This window comes from Arcticibacterium sp., assembly GCF_055134445.1.
In genome coordinates this window covers 1-18,383 of record NZ_JBSRVI010000157.1, presented here as the reverse complement: position 1 = coordinate 18,383, position 18,383 = coordinate 1, and the positions used below count along the sequence as shown (strand labels likewise).

Annotated in this window: 20 protein-coding genes; 13 read left to right on the top strand and 7 right to left on the bottom strand. The window is 38.0% G+C overall.

The window, feature by feature from the left end:
* The 12 genes from ACTBZY_RS20100 to ACTBZY_RS20045 form a co-directional block, all read left to right on the top strand.
* The coding region (locus ACTBZY_RS20100) for a hypothetical protein (RefSeq protein WP_463048166.1) at positions 1-542 on the top strand (542 nt) is incomplete at its 5' end.
* A 594-nt stretch (positions 543-1,136) separates the two neighbouring features.
* On the top strand, positions 1,137-2,171 hold the full coding sequence (locus ACTBZY_RS20095) for a c-type cytochrome (RefSeq protein WP_463048165.1): 1,035 nt from the start codon (positions 1,137-1,139) through the stop codon (positions 2,169-2,171).
* Positions 2,168-2,575, top strand: a complete 408-nt coding sequence (locus tag ACTBZY_RS20090) for a DsrE family protein (RefSeq protein WP_463048164.1) — start codon at positions 2,168-2,170, stop codon at positions 2,573-2,575. The genes ACTBZY_RS20095 and ACTBZY_RS20090 overlap by 4 nt, the downstream gene beginning before the upstream one ends.
* Before the next feature lie 99 nt (positions 2,576-2,674).
* The gene (locus ACTBZY_RS20085) at positions 2,675-4,012 is read left to right on the top strand and encodes a hypothetical protein (RefSeq protein WP_463048163.1); all 1,338 of its coding nucleotides are present in this window, start codon (positions 2,675-2,677) and stop codon (positions 4,010-4,012) included.
* Positions 4,013-4,026: 14 nt separating this feature from the next.
* Positions 4,027-4,593, top strand: a complete 567-nt coding sequence (locus ACTBZY_RS20080) for a YeeE/YedE family protein (RefSeq protein WP_463048162.1) — start codon at positions 4,027-4,029, stop codon at positions 4,591-4,593.
* Positions 4,594-4,595: 2 nt separating this feature from the next.
* Positions 4,596-5,078, top strand: coding sequence for a DUF6691 family protein (locus tag ACTBZY_RS20075; RefSeq protein ID WP_463048161.1), 483 nt, complete (start codon positions 4,596-4,598; stop codon positions 5,076-5,078).
* An 82-nt stretch (positions 5,079-5,160) separates the two neighbouring features.
* Positions 5,161-5,955 carry a sulfite exporter TauE/SafE family protein gene (locus tag ACTBZY_RS20070; protein ID WP_463048160.1) on the top strand — a complete coding sequence of 265 codons (795 nt, stop codon included), beginning with the start codon at positions 5,161-5,163 and terminating at the stop codon, positions 5,953-5,955.
* 47 nt (positions 5,956-6,002) lie between these two features.
* Positions 6,003-7,412 carry an MBL fold metallo-hydrolase gene (locus ACTBZY_RS20065; protein ID WP_463048159.1) on the top strand — a complete coding sequence of 470 codons (1,410 nt, stop codon included), beginning with the start codon at positions 6,003-6,005 and terminating at the stop codon, positions 7,410-7,412.
* 104 nt (positions 7,413-7,516) lie between these two features.
* On the top strand, positions 7,517-7,681 hold the full coding sequence (locus tag ACTBZY_RS20060; RefSeq protein WP_463048158.1) for a hypothetical protein: 165 nt from the start codon (positions 7,517-7,519) through the stop codon (positions 7,679-7,681).
* On the top strand, positions 7,647-8,795 hold the full coding sequence (gene egtB / locus ACTBZY_RS20055; protein WP_463048157.1) for an ergothioneine biosynthesis protein EgtB: 1,149 nt from the start codon (positions 7,647-7,649) through the stop codon (positions 8,793-8,795). The genes ACTBZY_RS20060 and egtB overlap by 35 nt, the downstream gene beginning before the upstream one ends.
* Before the next feature lie 7 nt (positions 8,796-8,802).
* Entirely contained in the window at positions 8,803-9,741 is a 939-nt protein-coding gene (locus ACTBZY_RS20050; protein ID WP_463048156.1) for an L-histidine N(alpha)-methyltransferase, read from the top strand.
* 356 nt (positions 9,742-10,097) lie between these two features.
* Complete coding sequence (locus ACTBZY_RS20045; protein ID WP_463048155.1) at positions 10,098-11,399, top strand: hypothetical protein; 1,302 nt, start codon at positions 10,098-10,100, stop codon at positions 11,397-11,399.
* A gap of 67 nt (positions 11,400-11,466) precedes the next feature.
* On the opposite strand, the gene ACTBZY_RS20040 is transcribed toward ACTBZY_RS20045, so the two are convergent.
* Both ACTBZY_RS20040 and apaG read right to left on the bottom strand, forming a co-directional pair.
* Complete coding sequence (locus ACTBZY_RS20040; RefSeq protein WP_463048154.1) at positions 11,467-12,237, bottom strand: O-methyltransferase; 771 nt, start codon at positions 12,235-12,237, stop codon at positions 11,467-11,469.
* Entirely contained in the window at positions 12,237-12,623 is a 387-nt protein-coding gene (apaG, locus tag ACTBZY_RS20035) for a Co2+/Mg2+ efflux protein ApaG (protein WP_463048153.1), read from the bottom strand. The genes ACTBZY_RS20040 and apaG overlap by 1 nt, the downstream gene beginning before the upstream one ends.
* A gap of 72 nt (positions 12,624-12,695) precedes the next feature.
* Here apaG and ung point away from each other — a divergent pair, with 72 nt between their 5' ends.
* Positions 12,696-13,361, top strand: coding sequence for a uracil-DNA glycosylase (gene ung, locus ACTBZY_RS20030; RefSeq protein WP_463048152.1), 666 nt, complete (start codon positions 12,696-12,698; stop codon positions 13,359-13,361).
* 100 nt (positions 13,362-13,461) lie between these two features.
* Here ung and lepB read toward each other — a convergent pair whose 3' ends face one another.
* The 5 genes from lepB to ACTBZY_RS20005 form a co-directional block, all read right to left on the bottom strand.
* Entirely contained in the window at positions 13,462-14,586 is a 1,125-nt protein-coding gene (gene lepB, locus ACTBZY_RS20025; RefSeq protein ID WP_463048151.1) for a signal peptidase I, read from the bottom strand.
* 81 nt (positions 14,587-14,667) lie between these two features.
* A complete protein-coding gene (gene dapB / locus ACTBZY_RS20020; protein WP_463048150.1) occupies positions 14,668-15,384 on the bottom strand; it encodes a 4-hydroxy-tetrahydrodipicolinate reductase in 717 nt (238 codons plus the stop codon).
* 94 nt (positions 15,385-15,478) lie between these two features.
* Positions 15,479-16,312 carry a DUF5683 domain-containing protein gene (locus tag ACTBZY_RS20015; protein WP_463048149.1) on the bottom strand — a complete coding sequence of 278 codons (834 nt, stop codon included), beginning with the start codon at positions 16,310-16,312 and terminating at the stop codon, positions 15,479-15,481.
* A gap of 35 nt (positions 16,313-16,347) precedes the next feature.
* The gene (locus ACTBZY_RS20010) at positions 16,348-17,238 is read right to left on the bottom strand and encodes a ParB/RepB/Spo0J family partition protein (protein ID WP_463048148.1); all 891 of its coding nucleotides are present in this window, start codon (positions 17,236-17,238) and stop codon (positions 16,348-16,350) included.
* Positions 17,235-17,861 carry a ParA family protein gene (locus tag ACTBZY_RS20005; protein ID WP_463048147.1) on the bottom strand — a complete coding sequence of 209 codons (627 nt, stop codon included), beginning with the start codon at positions 17,859-17,861 and terminating at the stop codon, positions 17,235-17,237. The genes ACTBZY_RS20010 and ACTBZY_RS20005 overlap by 4 nt, the downstream gene beginning before the upstream one ends.
* Positions 17,862-18,383: the final 522 nt, after the last annotated feature.

Below are 18,383 nucleotides of genomic sequence, written 5' to 3'. Positions count from 1 at the left end.
GTGGACAGAACCCCGTCCTTTATCACCTTGTGTTTTTCAAAGCATTTTTTAAAGATATGTACTTCGTCAAATTCTTCGACAAACTTATTTTCAAAAAATACAGACCTTATATGTACGGAGCTTTTGAAAACAAACACATGCTTTATACGCCTATTCATAACGACTTTATTTTCCAAGGATATATTGATCAAATCAAGCAAGATTCTTTAGCATATTATGACCGTGACATTTTTTATGAAAGAAGTAAAGAAGAGCTCACAGCCAGTGCCGGAATTAAACCCTATCAGGTCGATTATTTGAGAGAAATGAAGGCCATTTTTGATAAACATAATACAAACTATAAGATAGTTTTTGGACCAAATTACGACCAGAAAAAGGTCAATTCAGAAGATTTGGCTATTGTTAATGAGATTTTTGGGAACACGAATATTTATGATTTCACCGGTCAAAATGAATTGACAAATCCACTACCCAATTATTACGAAATCTACCATTATAAACCGACGGTGGCGAGAAAGGTGATGGAGGAAATTTACAGATAAAGTTTGAAGAATATTTTTTTCATCTTTTTTACCTGTATGGCAAAAAACTTCCAAACTAAAATTTAGAAGTTCTCATAAACGCAAATAAAACCGCTATTCCTATTTTACTCCTTGGCCTAAGAGAGCACATTTCTACAGAATAGTTTCATAACATTTTAAACCCGGATTATGCGTTGGGGAATCGTTATGAGAAGTTAAATTTCTATAAATCAGACAATTAAAGGGAATTAGGATAGCATGGTTATGGTGATTTCCTTTAATTGGATTTACGTACTGATTTGAAGCAATTTAGCTACGGTCCCGATAAAATCGGGAGATTACCTAATGCATAAAAATGTAAAAGCCCTAGCAGGGCGAAATGTGAATAGCAACAAACTTCATTTAGCAATGACAAGTCCCTGCGGGGCGACATATTTCTAGTTCATGAATACCAAGTCCCGTAGAAACCATATATCGGCAAAAAAATACATCCAAAAAACTTATAAAATCCCCTAAGGATAAGATGTTGGTAAAAATGATATATCTTATGTGACAACTCTCACTTGAGGCTAGTTTAGTTGTACCTAATTTTAGTGCTTAATAAAGTATTAGCAATTGAAACAAGATGAAAAATTAATCAAAGAGGGTACCATCACCCTCAATATTCTCAAGCTCTTACTATTGCTTTTAGTAGGGCTATTTCCTATTTCAAAATTCTATATATTCCTTTCAGAAAATTGGCCTAAAGAAGCTGAAATTCCGGAGCATATCACGCCTCTTTATGAGCCCGTTCAAAAATTAGCTTCTGCTCCTATGGCATGGAGAATGCACAATAATGAATTGATAAAATATGGAGAGGAATTAATTCGGAATACGGCCTATTATATCGGCTTCAATGGAACAGAAAAACAAATCACAAACGGACTCAATTGTCAGAATTGCCATTTGGATGGGGGACAAAAACCTTGGGGAAACAATTATCTTTCTGTTGCCGCAAACTACCCTCAAATAAGGAAACGTTCGGGTAAGGAAACCGACGTTTATGGTAGAATTAATGGATGTCTACAACGTAGTTTGAATGGCTCGTCTATGGACAGTACAGAAAAAGAGATGAAAGCCATGGCAGCCTATATTCTTTGGCTTGGGCAAGATGTTCCCAAAGGTAAAATGGCCAAAGGTTCAAAAATTTACCCCCTTGACTTTTTAGACAGAGCGGCAGATCCAATTGCTGGAAAACCAGTTTATGAAAGCAAATGTGCCAGTTGCCATCAAAGCAATGGAGAAGGTATTTTAGCCGTAAATGGCAGAAGTTTCACCTATCCTCCTCTATGGGGTTCACTATCCTATAATGACGGAGCTGGACTTTTTAGAAACTCCAAATTTGCGGGGTATATAAAAATGAATATGCCATTTGGAGTAAGTCACGAAAACCCACAACTCAGCGATGAAGAAGCTTGGGATTTAGCCGCTTATGTGAACAGTATGCCCAGACCAGAAAAAGACAAAGCGAACGACTGGCCAAATATAGCTGATAAACCCCTTGACCATCCTTTCGGCCCATTTGCTGACCCCTTCCCTGAAAGCCAGCATAAATATGGACCATTTAAACCTATCCAAAACTGGTACGAAAATCAAAAAACAAAACAATGAAAAAAGTAATCCTCCTTGCCCTAATCACATTTGCGAGTATCGGTGTAAAAGCTCAAGATAAGCACAAAATCGTATTTCAGTTGGCCACTGCCGATGAGAAAGAACAAAGCTCACTAACCAGGCAATTGAATAATGTGCTTAACTATTGGCCGGAAGCAGAAATTGAAGTCGTCGTTCATAGTGGGGCTATAGAATTTATGATGAATGAAAAAAGTGTCGCCAAAGAAGCCATCCTTAAAAACATGAAACGTGGGGTTGTTTTTGCCGTTTGCCAAAACACCATGAAAGGCCATAATGTGACTAAAGAAGAGATCATTCCGGGTGCCATTTTTGTACCTGTAGGCATTGCAGAAATTGTACTAAAACAAGAAAGCGGCTTCTCTTATCTCAAAGCGGGATATTGAGTCCGTTTTAAAATATAGACATGTGACAAAAGTTACATCTTTTCACTTTTGGCCGCTTTAGCTTTGTAAATCGGAGAAAAGCAACCTTTAATACTTTTTGTGAAAGCATTATTACACTTCATCGTGGCATTTTTATGGGTCTTTCATGTTTCTGCCCAGCAGGTAGAACATGAAAGCCTTGCTCAATTTTTGGCCAAAGGCAAGGTAAGCGGTAAAACTCGTTTTTACTTTATGGCTACGGACAATGAGGCTCCATTAAGTGATTATCACGCCTTGGGATTAGGAACAGGTATTGGGTACACCACTCCTACTTTTAAAGGTTTCTCTGCTGGAATAAGTGGCTATTTTATGCTAAACGCCGCTTCTTCGGATTTATCCATATTAGACCCGACCACCCAAAACCCCAACCGGTATGAGCTAGGTTTATTTGATGTGACAGAGCCAGAAAACAAAAATAATTTATCACGACTTGAGAATCTGTATATTCAGTTTGAGAAAAAAAGCTTCAAGGTCAAATACGGTCAGTATGTTCCTAATTACCTTTTCCTCAACCCTCAAGATGGCAGAATGAGCCCAACGATGGTAAGAGGCTTAGAGGCCAATTGGAAAAGTGAAAATTCAAAATTGATATTAGCCTTTATTCATGGAATTTCTCCTCGCTCCACAGTTAGATGGTATAGGGTATCTGATACATTCGGTATTTATCCAAGTGGAAGAGCCACAGATGGTTCGGCGGCTAGTTATCAAGGAAACATCCAGACTCCTGGAATCCTAATGGCGGAATGGAATCACAAAATAGAAAAAGGAATTCTTTTAAAGCTAGGCTCCATGTCTGTTTTAGATGTTTTTCAAACGTGGTATACCAATTTAGAGACCGAAAATAATGGTTGGAAATTCAATGCAATGGGAATATATCAGCACCCATTAAAAGCAAAGACCAATCAATCTTACATAGATAAAGACGAAAAATCACTCGCCTTTAGCACTCAGATAGCAAAAGAAATCAATCAATGGCAGGCCAGTATCAACTATACAAGGATAGCTGATAAAGGCCGGTTTTTGATGCCACGGGAATGGGGACGGGAGCCCTTTTACACCTTCTTGCCTAGAGAAAGAAATGAAGGAGCGTCAGACACACATGCTGCCAGTATTAAAGTCAACCATTCACTGACCGAGCGTCTTTCTTTTAACCTTGGTTTAGGGAAATATTGGCTTCCAGACCCATCTGATGCAAGTAAAAACAAATATGCCATGCCCACTTATTACCAATTAAATGCCGAAGCAAATTACGTCTTCAACGGCTGGCTGGAAGGGGGTTCATTAAAAACAATATTTGTCAGAAAAACAGGTACTGAAGACAGCTATGACAGCCCGAAAATAATCTTTAACAAAGTGAATATGAGCACTTTGAATATCATTTTTAATTACACTTTTTAATCAATTACTAAAGTATGTTTGAGTTATTAAAACAACCATGGCCATGGTATGTGGCCGGACCATTAATTGGCCTAACGGTACCATTATTATTACTCTTAGGTAATAAATCACTGGGTATTTCTTCTTCCTTAAGGCATGTATGTGCCATGTGCATTCCAGCTGGAATTTCCTTCTTTGACTACAACTGGCGAAAAGAAGTTTGGAATTTATTTTTTGTGGTGGGCATTGCTGGTGGAGCCTTCTTGGCCACCTATTTCTTAAGCAATCCCTATCCCATAGAAATCGGTGAGCGTACACATCAATTGTTGCTTTCTTACGGAATAACAGACTTTTCTGGACTAATCCCAAATGAATTATTTGGTACTGCTCAGATATTATCTCTTAAAGGGCTCATTTTCTTTGTTATCGGCGGGTTCATGGTTGGTTTTGGTACTAGATACGCAGGTGGATGCACCAGTGGACACACCATCATGGGCTTGTCTAACTTACAATGGCCATCTTTAGTAGCCACTTGCTGCTTTATGGTTGGTGGTGTTATCATGACTCATTTAATTCTTCCTCACATTTTTAAACTTTTTTAATAATGAATAATACACTAGAAAAACGACCGGAAGCCTGCGAAGCACCAAACTCATCTAGAGAAAACGAAAGCTTCTTTTCAAATCTTAAATACCTCTTTATTGGAGCCATGTTTGGTGTTGTTTTCATCAAAGGAGAGATAGTTTCTTGGTTTAGAATTCAAGAAATGTTCCTTTTTGACAGTTTCCACATGTATGGTGTAATTGGTTCCGCCGTCATTACAGGAATTATATCTGTTTGGCTTATCAAAAAGTTTAATATCAAAACTATTTATGGTGAGCAAGTAGTCATAAATCCCAAGAAATTTAACAAGGGACAAATCTACGGTGGTCTCATCTTCGGATTAGGTTGGGCACTTACAGGAGCTTGCCCTGGGCCACTTTATGCACAACTAGGTGCTGGTTATATGGCCATTGGTGTAACGGTGCTTTCTGCTATAGCTGGCGTATGGATTTTCGGAAAATTCAGAGATAAATTACCCATGTAAACAGCCGGCTTTGTGACATGCGTCACAGCATTCCGATAATGGAGTAAGTAAGTTTGTATTAGATAATCACAAAGACTAAAAGATGACAGAAATAATAGGATATGCATTGGCCACAGTAATAGGAATAAGTTTAGGACTTATTGGTGGTGGTGGTAGCATATTAACACTTCCGATACTGGTTTACCTTTTGGCTATCAATCCGGTTTTGAGTACTGCGTATTCGCTGTTCATTGTTGGTTCTACCTCTTTAGTGGGCTCTTTTAGCTATATGAAGAAAGGTTTAGTCAACTATAAAACGGCTATCATATTTGCGATACCATCGTTCATTGCTGTTTTCTTGACTAGAAAATACCTGATGCCTGCGGTCCCAGATGAGTTGTTCAGTATTGGAAACTTTTTGGTAGATAAAGACCTAGGTATCATGGTGCTCTTTGCACTGGTCATGTTAATGGCTTCCTATTCTATGATTACCGATAATAAGCCAGAGGCAAAGGAAAACACGGAATTAAAATATAATTATCCACTCATAGCCATAGAAGGATTGGTGGTAGGAACGTTGACAGGTGTGGTAGGTGCAGGAGGAGGCTTTCTGATTATTCCGGCATTGGTGCTCTTGGTTAGGTTGCCTATGAAAATGGCGGTAGGAACTTCCCTTTTAATCATAGCCGCAAAATCACTCATTGGCTTTATGGGAGACCTTGGAAACCAAGCCATCGACTGGAAATTTCTATTCATATTCACTGGACTTTCCATACTAGGAATATTCGTTGGCACCTATTTGACCAAATTTATTCCTGGCAAAAAATTGAAAAAATCATTCGGCTGGTTTGTGCTGCTAATGGCGGTTTATATACTAGTGAAAGAAATTATACTATAAACTTAATACAGATTTAAAGAGTTATTAAACTAATAAATATTACAACTATGAAGATAGAACAGATATATACGGGTTGCCTTGCTCAAGGTGCTTATTACATTGAAAGTGAAGGAGAAGTGGCCATTATTGACCCATTACGTGAAGTACAGCCTTATATCACAAAAGCAGAAAAAGAAGGAGCTAAGATAAAATACGTTTTCGAGACTCATTTCCATGCAGATTTTGTTTCTGGACATTTAGATTTATCTCAAAAATCAGGTGCACCTATAATTTACGGACCAAACGCAGTTACCGGCTTTGATGCCATTATAGCCACGGATGGACAAATCTTTGAATTAGGGAAAATCAAAATAAAGGTTTTGCATACTCCTGGGCACACCATGGAATCTACTTCTTACCTTTTAATAGACGAAGCGGGTAAAGAAACAGCACTTTTTAGCGGAGATACGCTGTTTATAGGTGATGTAGGAAGACCAGATTTAGCACAAAAATCAGATTTAACTATTCAAGATTTAGCAGGTCATTTATTTGATTCTCTAAGAAACAAAATCATGGTTTTGCCAGATGATGTTACGGTATATCCAGCTCACGGTGCGGGTTCAGCCTGCGGCAAAAACATGAGTAAGGAAACTACGGATACGTTGCTTAATCAAAAAAATACGAATTACGCTTTAAGAGCCAATATGACCAAGGAAGAATTTATCAAGGAAGTGACAGACGGCCTTGCTCCTCCTCCACAGTATTTCCCTGAAAACGTAAAAATGAATAAGGAGGGTTATGAGTCTATTGATACCGTAATGGATAGAGGAGCTCAGGCTTTAAGTCCAATTGCTTTTGAGGCTGCTGCCAATGAAACTGGTGCTGTGGTTTTAGACACCCGTGACCCACAAGAATTTGGAGCTGGTTTTGTTCCAAATTCCATCAATATTGGACTCAATGGTCAATTTGCCCCTTGGGTGGGTGCGTTGATTCCAGATTTGAAACAAGAAATTTTATTAATCACAGAAGCTGGAAAAGAAGAAGAAACGGTGATACGCCTTGCCAGAGTGGGATATGACAATACCTTAGGATACCTAAAAGGTGGTTTTGAGGCTTGGAAAACTTCGGGTGCAGAAACAGACAGCATTGTGTCCATTGACGCCAAAGAACTGTCTGAAAGAATGACTGGTGAAGAAATAAACGTGATAGACGTTAGAAAACCTAGCGAATACGAAGCCGAGCATATAGAAGATGTGGCTAATTTTCCATTGGACTTCATCAATGATAACATGGCAGAACTAAACAGAGACAAAGCCTATACCATACACTGTGCAGGTGGCTACCGCTCTATGATGGCAGCCAGCATTTTAAAAGCCAGAGGTTTTGAAGTAGTGGACGTAAAAGGAGGCTTTGCAGCCATCGATAAGTCAGGACTTTTTAAGACAACGGCATTTGTTTGTCCTAGTACTTTAAAGTAAATTCTGAGCAATTACTAATATGAATCTAAAAAGCTAAACCGAAAGGTTTGGCTTTTTTTTGGGTAAGGGTTCTTGTTTTCTATATGAGAGCTGATATCTAAGAAATGTCTAGTCACCTGAAATCGGCGGGCATTCCTGACGAAATCCCACTAAAACCTTTAGCATTTAAAGAAAGTGGTAAACCCTTTTTAACCCATATCCGTTTATTAGGACATAGAACTCAAAATAGTCCAAATGAACTCGCTATTAGAAAAGTACTTATACACTAGAAAACACTCCGAAAAGCTCTGTGCACCATTAAATCATGAAGATTATGTGCCTCAGAGTGCCGAATTTGCCAGCCCACCTAAATGGCATTTAGCCCATATTACTTGGTTTTGGGAAGAAATGGTTTTGCTTAAATACGTGAAGGATTATCAAGTTTTTGACCCTTCTTACAGATTTCTATTTAACAGCTACTACAACTCGGTAGGAGACAGACTAAAAAGAAATGAAAGAGGTTTAATTAGCCGACCAAACGTTCCCACCGTCTATGAGTTCAGAAAATATGTGGATGGGTACATGATCGAGCTTTTGCAACAAGAAACCTCTGAAGAACTTAAAAACTTAGTACACTTGGGCATCAACCATGAGCAGCAACATCAAGAGCTACTACTGACCGACTTAAAATATACTTTTTCTAAGAATCCTACTTATCCTGTTTTTACAAAAGAACCTCTAATTGACACTCAAAACGAGGAGTCTGGATGGTTAGAAATCCCAGAGGGTGTTTATGAAATAGGTCACCATTCAAATGACTTCTGTTTTGATAATGAACTTGGCAGGCATAAGGTATATTTAAATCCATATGAAATAGCCCAAAACCTTGTCACCAACGGCGAGTTTATAGCATTTCTAAACAGTGGAGCCTACCATAAATCAGAATATTGGTTGGACGAAGGCTGGGCTTGGATTCAGGAGCATAAAATTGAAAAGCCACTTTATTGGTATTTTGTAGAAGACGGATGGTGGCATTACACCTTAGCGGGTTTACAGAAGGTAAATCACGAAAGCATACTTTCACACATTTCCTTCTACGAAGCGGCGGCTTACGCACAATGGAAAGGCTGCCGCTTACCTACCGAATTTGAATGGGAAATAGCTTCCAAATATTTAAAATGGGGCCAACGATGGGAATGGACAAATTCTGCCTATCTCCCCTACCCTAATTTTGCGATAGCTGAAGGAGCAGTTGGCGAATACAATGGCAAATTCATGATGAACCAGATGGTGCTTCGTGGTGCTTCTGTGGCCACTGCCGAAGGGCATAGCAGACCTACCTACCGTAATTTTTTTCCACCTAACACCCAATGGCAATTCTCTGGAATTCGATTAGCCAAATAATATTGCAATGAGTCAATTCGAAAAAGACGTTCACGATGGCCTTAGTCAATCGCCCAAATTTCTTTATTCTAAATATTTCTATGATAAGATAGGCGACGAGCTGTTTGTGCAAATTATGAACATGCCAGAATACTATCTCTTTAATGCCGAATTTGAAATATTTAGCGAGCAAAATCAGCAAATTATCAGTGCTTTAAAAATAAATCCTGATTTGTATTTTGAACTCATAGAGTTAGGGGCGGGAGACGGTACCAAAACCAAACAACTATTAAAGTCTTTAGTGGCAGCGAATTATAGTTTTGACTATATGCCAGTGGACATTTCTGAAAATGCCTTAGAAAATTTGGAGACATCACTAAAAAATGAAATCCCCAGCCTTTCCGTAAAAACGAAACAAGGAGACTATTTTGAGGTACTTGGTGCTCTAAAAGACTCCCATCATCCAAAGGTTGTTTTATTTTTAGGTTCAAATATTGGCAACCTGCTAGACCAAAGTGCACATGATTTCATCCATGAACTTGGTGCCTGCCTTAGTACCGACGACAAGCTCTATCTGGGAGTTGACCTAATTAAACCTGTAGATATTGTCCTGCCCGCATATAACGATGCAGCGGGAATTACCGCCAGATTTAATCTTAACCTTTTACATAGAATAAATATAGAATTAGGAGGTAATTTCTGCTTAGAGAAGTTTATTCATAAACCAGAATACACAGAAGAAGAGGGTATTGCGAGGAGTTTTTTAGAATGTACAAAAGACCATAAAGTGCTTATCGCAAATAAGAGCTATCATTTTACGAAAGGAGAAAAAATCCACACAGAAATTTCTAGAAAATACAATGACGATATCATGAGAAAAATTCTAAGCAATACTGATTTTAAAATGATTCATAAATTAACGGATTCTAAAAAGCTCTTTGCCAACTATGTTTTGGAAAGAGCTTAATTTAACCCGCTTTATGCCTCGCGATAGCTATCGGGACCGTAGCTAAATTGCTTCAAATAAGTTCGTAAACGCACTTAAATTCAATTACCAGAACCCTTCGGCATTAGCTCAGGATAAACCGCTATGCTAATCTCGTTTAAATACCTGATTTATTACACTTTAAAACTCATTACAATTCTCCAATGCATATACCGAGTTTAAAGGCTCATTCACTTTCTAATTTGGAAAGGTTCTTATTACATATAGAGTAACCGGTATATTCTGTCTTCAAAAGCTATTGAATAAGTCGGAAAAATATTACTTTTTTGAAACTCAAAGAGTGCAGCATTCGAGCCATTCTAAATCAACCTAGTACAATGAAAAAACACAAATTAGTCTTGACATTAATTGCCATAGGCATTTCCTTTATTTCTAACGCACAATCTATTAAAAACGGTAAATTATTTCTCAATGAAGAGGGTTCCAAATGGGTGAAACTCACCATGCTCAATCAAGTATGGCTAAGACAAACCGACAATAACCCAGGAAGTACGCTTTTTGGCTACAGCAAGGCATCCAGTACCAATATTGGCATAAGAAGATACCGGGTTCAGTTTTTGGGTCAGTTAACAGATAGAGTCTTCTTTTATTCGCAATTTGGAGAGAACAACTTCAGTGCCTCTGCCGATAGAAAATTGGGCTTCTTTGTTCATGACGCCATTGGCGAATATGCCATAGATAAAGAAAAATTAAGTCTAGGAGCCGGACTTACGGCTTGGAGCGGTCTTTCTCGCTTTTCCTCTCCTTCTGTAGGCTCTATTTTAGGGGTAGACGCTCCATTATTTCTTCAAAGTACCAATGACGTCACAGACCAGTTTTTAAGAAAGCTATCGGTTTATGCTAAAGGTAAATTGGGTAAACTAGATTATAGATTAACGATGGCTGAGCCCATGGCCATTCAGAAATCAAATGGTTATAATGCCAAAGTAACATCACAGTCCGACTTCTCTTCTAGACCAGCTAAAAAACAATGGAATGGTTATTTTATGTATCAGTTCAAAGACCAAGAGTCTAATATGACCCCTTATAATACTGGTACCTACATGGGAAATAAATCGGTCTTTAATATTGGAGCAGGCTTTGTTTATCAACCAGATGCCATGTGGCATTCTGCCTCTAATGGCTTAGATACCATAAGTACCAACATGGTACAGCTAGCAGCAGATATTTTTTATGATGCCCCCATTCATGAAAATGGATCTTCTATTAGCCTTTATGGAAACTATACGCATTTCGACTTTGGCCCGAACTATTATAGAAATCTGGGTGCCATGAACCCAACCAATGGTACCACTAATACCGACCTGTTAAACGGTACAGGAAACAACTTCCCTGCATACGGTACTGGCGATGTTCTTTATGCACAAGCCGGCTATAAGTTGAAAGATAATCTAATAGGCCAGACCACTTTAATGCCTTATGTTTCTATTCAGCATGCCAATTATGAACGATTAAAAGACCCAGTAAACTTCACGGATGTTGGCGTTACTTGGTTGCTTTCCGGGCAGACATCTAAGTTAACTGCGGCCTACCAAAGTAGACCACTTTATGATAATGCTGGGGAAAAAATTGACAGAAAAGGAAGTTTCATTTTACAGTACCAAGTCTATTTCAATTGATATTTTTGATATTAGATTTTGAGGTTAACTGAAAAAGCTCCAGAGATTTATTCTTTGGAGTTTTTTTTTATGCCTTTAAAATATAATGCTGCTTAGGTTGATTCTTTCTAAAAAAGACGATTCCCATCTGAAAAAAATCTAGACTTAAACTCACTTCTGGATGTTCCTTTATCTCATTCCAAGCTTTTTTCATGCCATCTGACCAATAGATATCATCAAAAACAAAACAGCTATTTTCATGAGCTTTTGCCAAACAAAGTCTGAAATATTCTAAAGTAGGGGCATATTGATGATTGGCATCAAAAAAAACGAAATCCAATGGGGGCATTTGATGAAGGCAATACTTAAGGGAATCGTTGATATCACCTAGCATCGGTGTAATGTTATAAAGTGCGAGTTTATTAAAGCCTTCTTTAGCCACTTTCAATGTCTCTGGACAACCTTCAAAGGTATAAACTTTACCATATTTAGCAGTTTTAGACATCAAAGCCGTAGTTATTCCTAATGAGGTTCCTAACTCTACAATGGTTTTGTAATCATATTTAGAAATTATTCTGGATAATATCCCCGACCACTTCTCTGATTTTTTAGCCTTTTTTGCTATCTCAGAAACCGTTTTATATGCTTTGTTAGAATATTTAGAGCCAGCTCCTAAATCGTTGATTTTTATTTCTCTCTTATCTTTTAATAGACTTTTCCTTAATGCTTTAATATCCGCATCGTCAATGTTAAGTTTTTTATCTTTTATAACGTCTACATAAAATTCAAAAACGAAGGGAGAATGGAGCGAATGCTCGTTTTTAGCTTGGAAAGCATGATTCAGGAAATCCTTTATCATTAATTTTGAGAAAATGGCGTAAGTAGATTAAACTCAGGAATATTGACTTCAAATCGTTTCCCGTCTAAAGACCTTTCCATCATAAAAGTGCCGAACATCTTTCCTAAAGTAGTTGAAAGATTACATCCAGATACGTATTTATGTTCTTGCCCAGGCTCTATAATGGGCTGCACACCTATAACGCCCTCGCCCTGAACCTCTCTTTTAAAACCACTGGCATCTACGATATGCCAATGTCTGCTTAATAATTGGATAGTGTGCGTACTGTTGTTCTCAATAGAAATTTCGTAAGCGAATACAAAATTCATCTGCCGCGGACTAGAGTAGTACGGCTGATACTTCGTTTTCACACTAACTTTAACACCTTCTGTAACTGCTGTAACCATTTTTTAACAATTATCTAAAACAAAAATAAGTAATTTAGCCTATTCAAAAAACGTACCTACACCTCAAGAAGTATGGCAATAAAAATAGAGCAGAGTTGGAATATAGCCCTTGAACAAGAATTTAGCAAACCTTATTTCAATAACTTGATAGATTTTGTAAAAAAAGAATATGCTCAAAACCTATGCTACCCTCCTGCCAAACTAATTTTTAACGCTTTCGACAGCTGCCCTTTTAATACTACAAAGGTAATAATACTTGGTCAAGATCCATACCATGGTGTTAATCAAGCACATGGTTTATGCTTTTCTGTTAATGACAATGTACCTTTTCCTCCATCATTAAGAAATATCTTCAAAGAATTGCGAGATGACATTGGTAAAGAAATTCCAGCATCTGGCAATCTACAACACTGGGCAAACCAAGGTGTGCTTATGCTTAACGCCACGCTTACCGTTAAAGCAGGCCAATCGGGCTCTCATCAGAAGAAAGGCTGGGAAACCTTTACGGACGCTGTAATAGATACATTGAACAAAGAGAAAGAAGGTCTGGTTTTTATGCTTTGGGGTAATTATGCCCAGAACAAAGGTAAATTTATAGATGAAAAAAAGCACCTGGTTTTAAAAGCAAAGCACCCTTCTCCCCTCTCAGCCAATTTCGGCGGCTGGTTTGGTCAAAAACACTTTTCTCAGTGTAACACCTATTTAAAAAACTTAGATAAGCCAGATATCAAATGGTAGAAGATAATGACCTAAATGGTTTTCATGCTCTATCAAAATACTCCAAACAAAAAAAGCGACCTCCTTCCGGAAGTCGCTTTCAATAATCATCAACCTTTTCTTACTTAATTAAGCTGAAAAGTCTTTTCCATCTAATCTTGTTTAAGAAACTGCCTTCAGAGTCTATAGACATCCAAATAAACACCGCTTTTCCTACGATATGATCTCCTGGTACAAAACCCCAAAAACGGCTATCGTCAGACTCATAACGGTTATCTCCCATCATGAAATAATAATCTTGATTAAAGGTATATTCCGTAATGGCAACACCATCAATATAAACCTTTCCATCTTTTACTTCTGCGTTCTCATTATGGTCAAAAGTGGTAATAACACCTTTATATAAAGCAAAGTTTTTTTCGTCGGTTAAGTCTATAGTCATTCCTTTTTTAGGAATAGTCACAGGACCAAAATTGTCTCTGTTCCAGTTCAACAAATCTGGTCTATAAGGAAAACTTTTATAGGGTGTGGCTTCGTCGCCAGCTTCTATGATGTCTGGATAAATATTAGAGATAAAATCCAAACTGTTCAAATTATCTACGGCACTTTCTGTAGCATTAATGGCATAATAATACTTGCCTTCCTGTGTTCCAGAACCTCTTTCTGTTACATCATATTTTTTCCAAAGGTTCGGATTAATATTTGTGGAGCTTTCCACGGTATACCATTTCTGAAGACCCGCAGGGTTTTCTACAGCCTTATCATTTACATATACTTGAGCATCTTTAACACTTACCACGTCTCCAGCTATACCAATACACCTCTTAATATAATTGGTTCTTAAATCCACTGGATATTTGTCGAAACCACCAAACTGGTCTGGTCTTTCAGGGCATCCGGGATAGTTAAACACCACCACATCATTATTTTTCACCGAAGTAAAACCAGGCAATCTATAATTTGGAAGCTGAATGAGCGTAGAGTAAGATGGAATCTCCGTAAACCATATTTTTTGATGTGTCAATGGCACTTGTAAAATCGTTTTTGGCGTACGTGTACCATAATGCATCTTACTCACAAAAAGGAAATCATTGACCAAAAGGCTTTTCTCCATAGAACCCGTAGGAATGGTATAAGCCTCTAAAAACATCCATCTAATTAAGGTTGCGGCCACTACCGCAAACAGTACGGAATCAAACCATTCTCTAATTGGACCTTTCTTTTTTTTATCTTTTTCTGTTGCCATCTAGCTATTAAAATTTTGGCGAAACTAATTCAATTATTTCAATAAATCCTTACAAAAAAGGAGGAAGGGTGTATATCGGTGTTAAAAACCCAGCATTTCTTCCATTCCCACTACTCCTTTCTCTTTTTGTATCCACTCAGCCGCTATCACCGCACCAAGAGCAAAACCTTGTCTACTTTTGGCTTCATGTTTTATTTCTATCTCATCTACATCAGAAATATACTTGATAGTGTGCGTACCTGGCACTTTCCCTTCTCTGATACTCCATATCGGTACTTCATTTTCCGACGGAATAGCCTGATTCACCCAAGTGTCTTTGGTATCGTTATTTTCCATAATACCTTCTGCCAATGTAATGGCCGTTCCACTTGGAGAATCCAGTTTTTCGGTATGATGAATTTCACTGCTGGTAATTTCGTATTGGTTATGGCCATTCATCAGTTTCGCTAATTGTTTATTTAACTGGAAAAACAAATTGACCCCAACGCTGTAGTTACTGGCATAGAAAAAGGTAGCCCCATTGCTATTACATAGCTCTTCTATTTCTGTTTTATGCTCTAACCAACCCGTGGTTCCAGAAACTGTTTTTAAACCCGCACCCATACAGAACTTTAAATTCTCATAAGCCGAAGAAGGAGAACTGAACTCAATCACGGCATCCGTATTATCAGGGCTGATTTTTCCCCTATCATCCAGATTAGAAACATCTATTTTGAACGATATGGTGTGTCCTCGGGCTATGGCAATTTGCTCAATCACCTTTCCCATTTTACCATATCCTAATAATGCTATTCTCATATCCACTTAATTATAAATCCTTAAAATCAAACTATTAACACCTTAAAAATCTCGCCTTTTGTTCAACTCATCAAACCAGAAGCAAATGATCGCTTTACTTAAAATTAAATGCCAACTTAATGCCAGAGGCGTGCATGCCAAATGTCTCTGGGCCTGCCGGAGAAATTTTCCAAGAAATATCTTCCGACATATCAAAGGTTTTTAAATGAGCAGCCACATTAGCTTCTAAAGCAAAAAATAACCAACCCGCCGCAAAACCTATCACAGAGGCATCTCTCCATCTTCTATACTGGTCTTTGGCAGATTTAAAGGTACTTGCATCAAAAGAACCTATCACATCTGCCCCTTCTGTCTCGTGGGCAATAAAATAAACTTCCTCATTTCCTTTCTTTGTTTCTCCATAAACCAATCCTTTCTTCTCCTCCAAAGTATACTGAACGCCTTCGGAATTTTGAAGATAAAAAGTGCTATTGTCTTTATCGTTTGATAGATAAAATAGAAAGGAACTTGATAATGCATTGGTGGCCGTTAAATCGGTATCGTCCTTAAAAACCAATCCACGACTTAATAAAGTAGCTCTAGTATAATGACCTAAATACTTTTTGTATCTCTTATTATTGGTGTATGCTCCAAAATAATAACCAGCCCCAGCTCCTGCGTATACTATTCCCATCTTCCAATAATCTCTATTGGTATATTGCCCCCAACCTGGTAAAAACAGAGACCTCACAAAAGCTATTCTAGGCTTTTCGTTAGCTTCATAAGGTCTTAATCCAAAGGTCTTTGCCAATGTTTTGAGGAATACTTTGGACGTATCTTTAGCAGTTACATTTTTCAAAAGCGAGTCTGCCTTAACCACAATGGTACTGTCTTGAGCAAAACTACCCAAGCCGCAAAGCAGTAGAAAACAAAGCAAAATTGACCTCATATAATGTTTAAAACGGAATTTTAAGCTTTAAAATTCTATTTCCTTCTCAGTCTATTTAATATTTGTTCCAACTCCTCATTTGATTTAAAAGGAATCTTAATTTCACCTTTACTTCTCGCGTCTGATTTAATCAACACTTTGGTGCCAAACCAACCCGCCAAATTCTCTTGAAGGTTTAAATGTTCGTTTTTTAAGGAAGAAACTTTTTTAGGGGCTTTTTCTTTAAAGTCACTTTGGTTTATGCTTCTAACTAAATCCTCAACCTTCCTCACGGACAACTGCTCACTCACCGTTTTCCTGAACACTTTGGCCATTAGGTGCTCATCTTCCAAACCTAAGATAGCTCTAGCATGCCCCATAGAAATGGCCTTTTCCCTAAGTCCTTCCTGCACCTCCACTGGTAATTTGAGAAGTCTTACGTAGTTATTGACCGTAGAACGATTTTTACCCACACGCTCTCCTAAGTCCTCCAACCTAAGCTGGCACTCGTCCATAAGTCTTTGATAACTGAGAGCCACTTCCATAGCATTAAGGTTCTCTCTCTGGATATTCTCAATCAAAGCCATCTCTAGCATTTGTTGATTATCCGCTGTTCTGATATACGCCGGTATCGTCTTGAGATTGGCTAATTTAGATGCTTGAAACCTCCTTTCTCCAGAAATTAACTGAAACTTACCTTCTGGTAATTCCCTCACTGTAATAGGCTGAATGATTCCCTGTACTCGGATAGAATCTGCCAGCTCTTGCAGTGATTCCTCATCAAAATGAGTACGTGGCTGATACGGATTAGTTTCAATAGAAGATAGCCTTATTTCTGAACTGATTACCGCAGTCTCTACACTGGCATTCTGCTCTTCGGGCTCCTCTTTCTCCTTTTCTGGCAATAATGCCCCTAAACCTCTCCCAAGTCCTCTTCGCTGTTTCATTGATCTTTATCTAAAAGGTTATTTGCTAAATTTAAATACGTCACTGCGGCTTTCTCTGTCATTTTACTTTGAGAAAAAGTCTCAAAATCCTTTTGCCTCGCTAAATAATAATTTCTTTGAATAGAGAAATTAAAGAGCAAATCTCCAAAATATTTCTCCATACTAGAAATAACATTTTCTCCCGAACTGGTTCCTAATCTATGCATCACGGGTATTAAGCCTTCAATTGGCATATTGGAGCCAGAAATTGCGTCAAAAAATGATTTCAAGGTATTAAGACCGTAGTACTCCGCCTCCACAGGCACGATCAGCTTTGCTTTACTTGAAAACTTCTGCGTCATATCAGCTAGCTTATTCATGCCCACATCCATTAAGACATACTGAAAAGCATCGGTATCTTCTGGGTTTACGTCCTGAGAACATAGGAAACTCAAAAAGGGTGACACATAGTTGATGGAACTACTCTTCTGTGGGTTAAGTAATCCATTTACCCAACTGTTAAGTCCGCAATCTATGAGAAGCGTCTTTTTGCCCATTGCTGCGAAGCAAAGAGCCAGATTGAAAGCGGTAGTGGTTTTTCCCGACTGTGGGGAAGCGTTAGAAATTATGTAAGTTTTAGCCATTCTTAAAAGCAAATCTCTCCTTAATTCATGGCTTTACAAACAATTGTTCCACGATTTTTCTATGAATTGTTCCACGAAATTAAGAAATAAGAAATTTCCCTTCCGAAAGTACGCTATTTCGAGCTTCTCCTTAAGATTTACAAAGAAGAATGTGGAAACAATTTATTTACTTCCACGTCTCCAAATATTCATTATCAAAAAAAATCTTCTCATTAACCAGACATCTTTTACATTGGTGAAATATGAATTCCGACCATGCAATAGTCTGCCATGGGGAAAGAAAATCGCTACTCCCACTTTTTAAAAAAAACGGCACTGTGATGTCTGAAAATCATTTTGACCCTTGATATCGGCTTCTCAAGAAACAATCTCAAACTGTTTTTAACCCGGATTATGCGTTGGGGAATTGTTATGAGTAGTTTAAGTACAATAAATCAGACAATTAAAGGAAATTAGCATAACACAGCTATGGTGATTGAGTTTAAATGGGTTTACGTACTGATTTTAAGCAATTTAGCTACG

Excerpts from the sequence above, each read along its gene's own strand:
- ACTBZY_RS20090 (WP_463048164.1), top strand. The coding sequence starts at position 2,168 with ATGAAAAAAGTAATCCTCCTTGCCCTAATCACATTTGCGAGTATCGGT.
- ACTBZY_RS20080 (WP_463048162.1), top strand. The coding sequence starts at position 4,027 with ATGTTTGAGTTATTAAAACAACCATGGCCATGGTATGTGGCCGGACCA.
- ACTBZY_RS20075 (WP_463048161.1), top strand. The coding sequence starts at position 4,596 with ATGAATAATACACTAGAAAAACGACCGGAAGCCTGCGAAGCACCAAAC.
- ACTBZY_RS20070 (WP_463048160.1), top strand. The coding sequence starts at position 5,161 with ATGACAGAAATAATAGGATATGCATTGGCCACAGTAATAGGAATAAGT.
- ACTBZY_RS20065 (WP_463048159.1), top strand. The coding sequence starts at position 6,003 with ATGAAGATAGAACAGATATATACGGGTTGCCTTGCTCAAGGTGCTTAT.
- ACTBZY_RS20060 (WP_463048158.1), top strand. The coding sequence starts at position 7,517 with ATGTCTAGTCACCTGAAATCGGCGGGCATTCCTGACGAAATCCCACTA.
- egtB (WP_463048157.1), top strand. The coding sequence starts at position 7,647 with ATGAACTCGCTATTAGAAAAGTACTTATACACTAGAAAACACTCCGAA.
- ACTBZY_RS20050 (WP_463048156.1), top strand. The coding sequence starts at position 8,803 with ATGAGTCAATTCGAAAAAGACGTTCACGATGGCCTTAGTCAATCGCCC.
- ACTBZY_RS20045 (WP_463048155.1), top strand. The coding sequence starts at position 10,098 with ATGAAAAAACACAAATTAGTCTTGACATTAATTGCCATAGGCATTTCC.
- ACTBZY_RS20040 (WP_463048154.1), bottom strand. The coding sequence starts at position 12,237 with ATGATAAAGGATTTCCTGAATCATGCTTTCCAAGCTAAAAACGAGCAT.
- apaG (WP_463048153.1), bottom strand. The coding sequence starts at position 12,623 with ATGGTTACAGCAGTTACAGAAGGTGTTAAAGTTAGTGTGAAAACGAAG.
- ung (WP_463048152.1), top strand. The coding sequence starts at position 12,696 with ATGGCAATAAAAATAGAGCAGAGTTGGAATATAGCCCTTGAACAAGAA.
- lepB (WP_463048151.1), bottom strand. The coding sequence starts at position 14,586 with ATGGCAACAGAAAAAGATAAAAAAAAGAAAGGTCCAATTAGAGAATGG.
- dapB (WP_463048150.1), bottom strand. The coding sequence starts at position 15,384 with ATGAGAATAGCATTATTAGGATATGGTAAAATGGGAAAGGTGATTGAG.
- ACTBZY_RS20015 (WP_463048149.1), bottom strand. The coding sequence starts at position 16,312 with ATGAGGTCAATTTTGCTTTGTTTTCTACTGCTTTGCGGCTTGGGTAGT.
- ACTBZY_RS20010 (WP_463048148.1), bottom strand. The coding sequence starts at position 17,238 with ATGAAACAGCGAAGAGGACTTGGGAGAGGTTTAGGGGCATTATTGCCA.
- ACTBZY_RS20005 (WP_463048147.1), bottom strand. The coding sequence starts at position 17,861 with ATGGCTAAAACTTACATAATTTCTAACGCTTCCCCACAGTCGGGAAAA.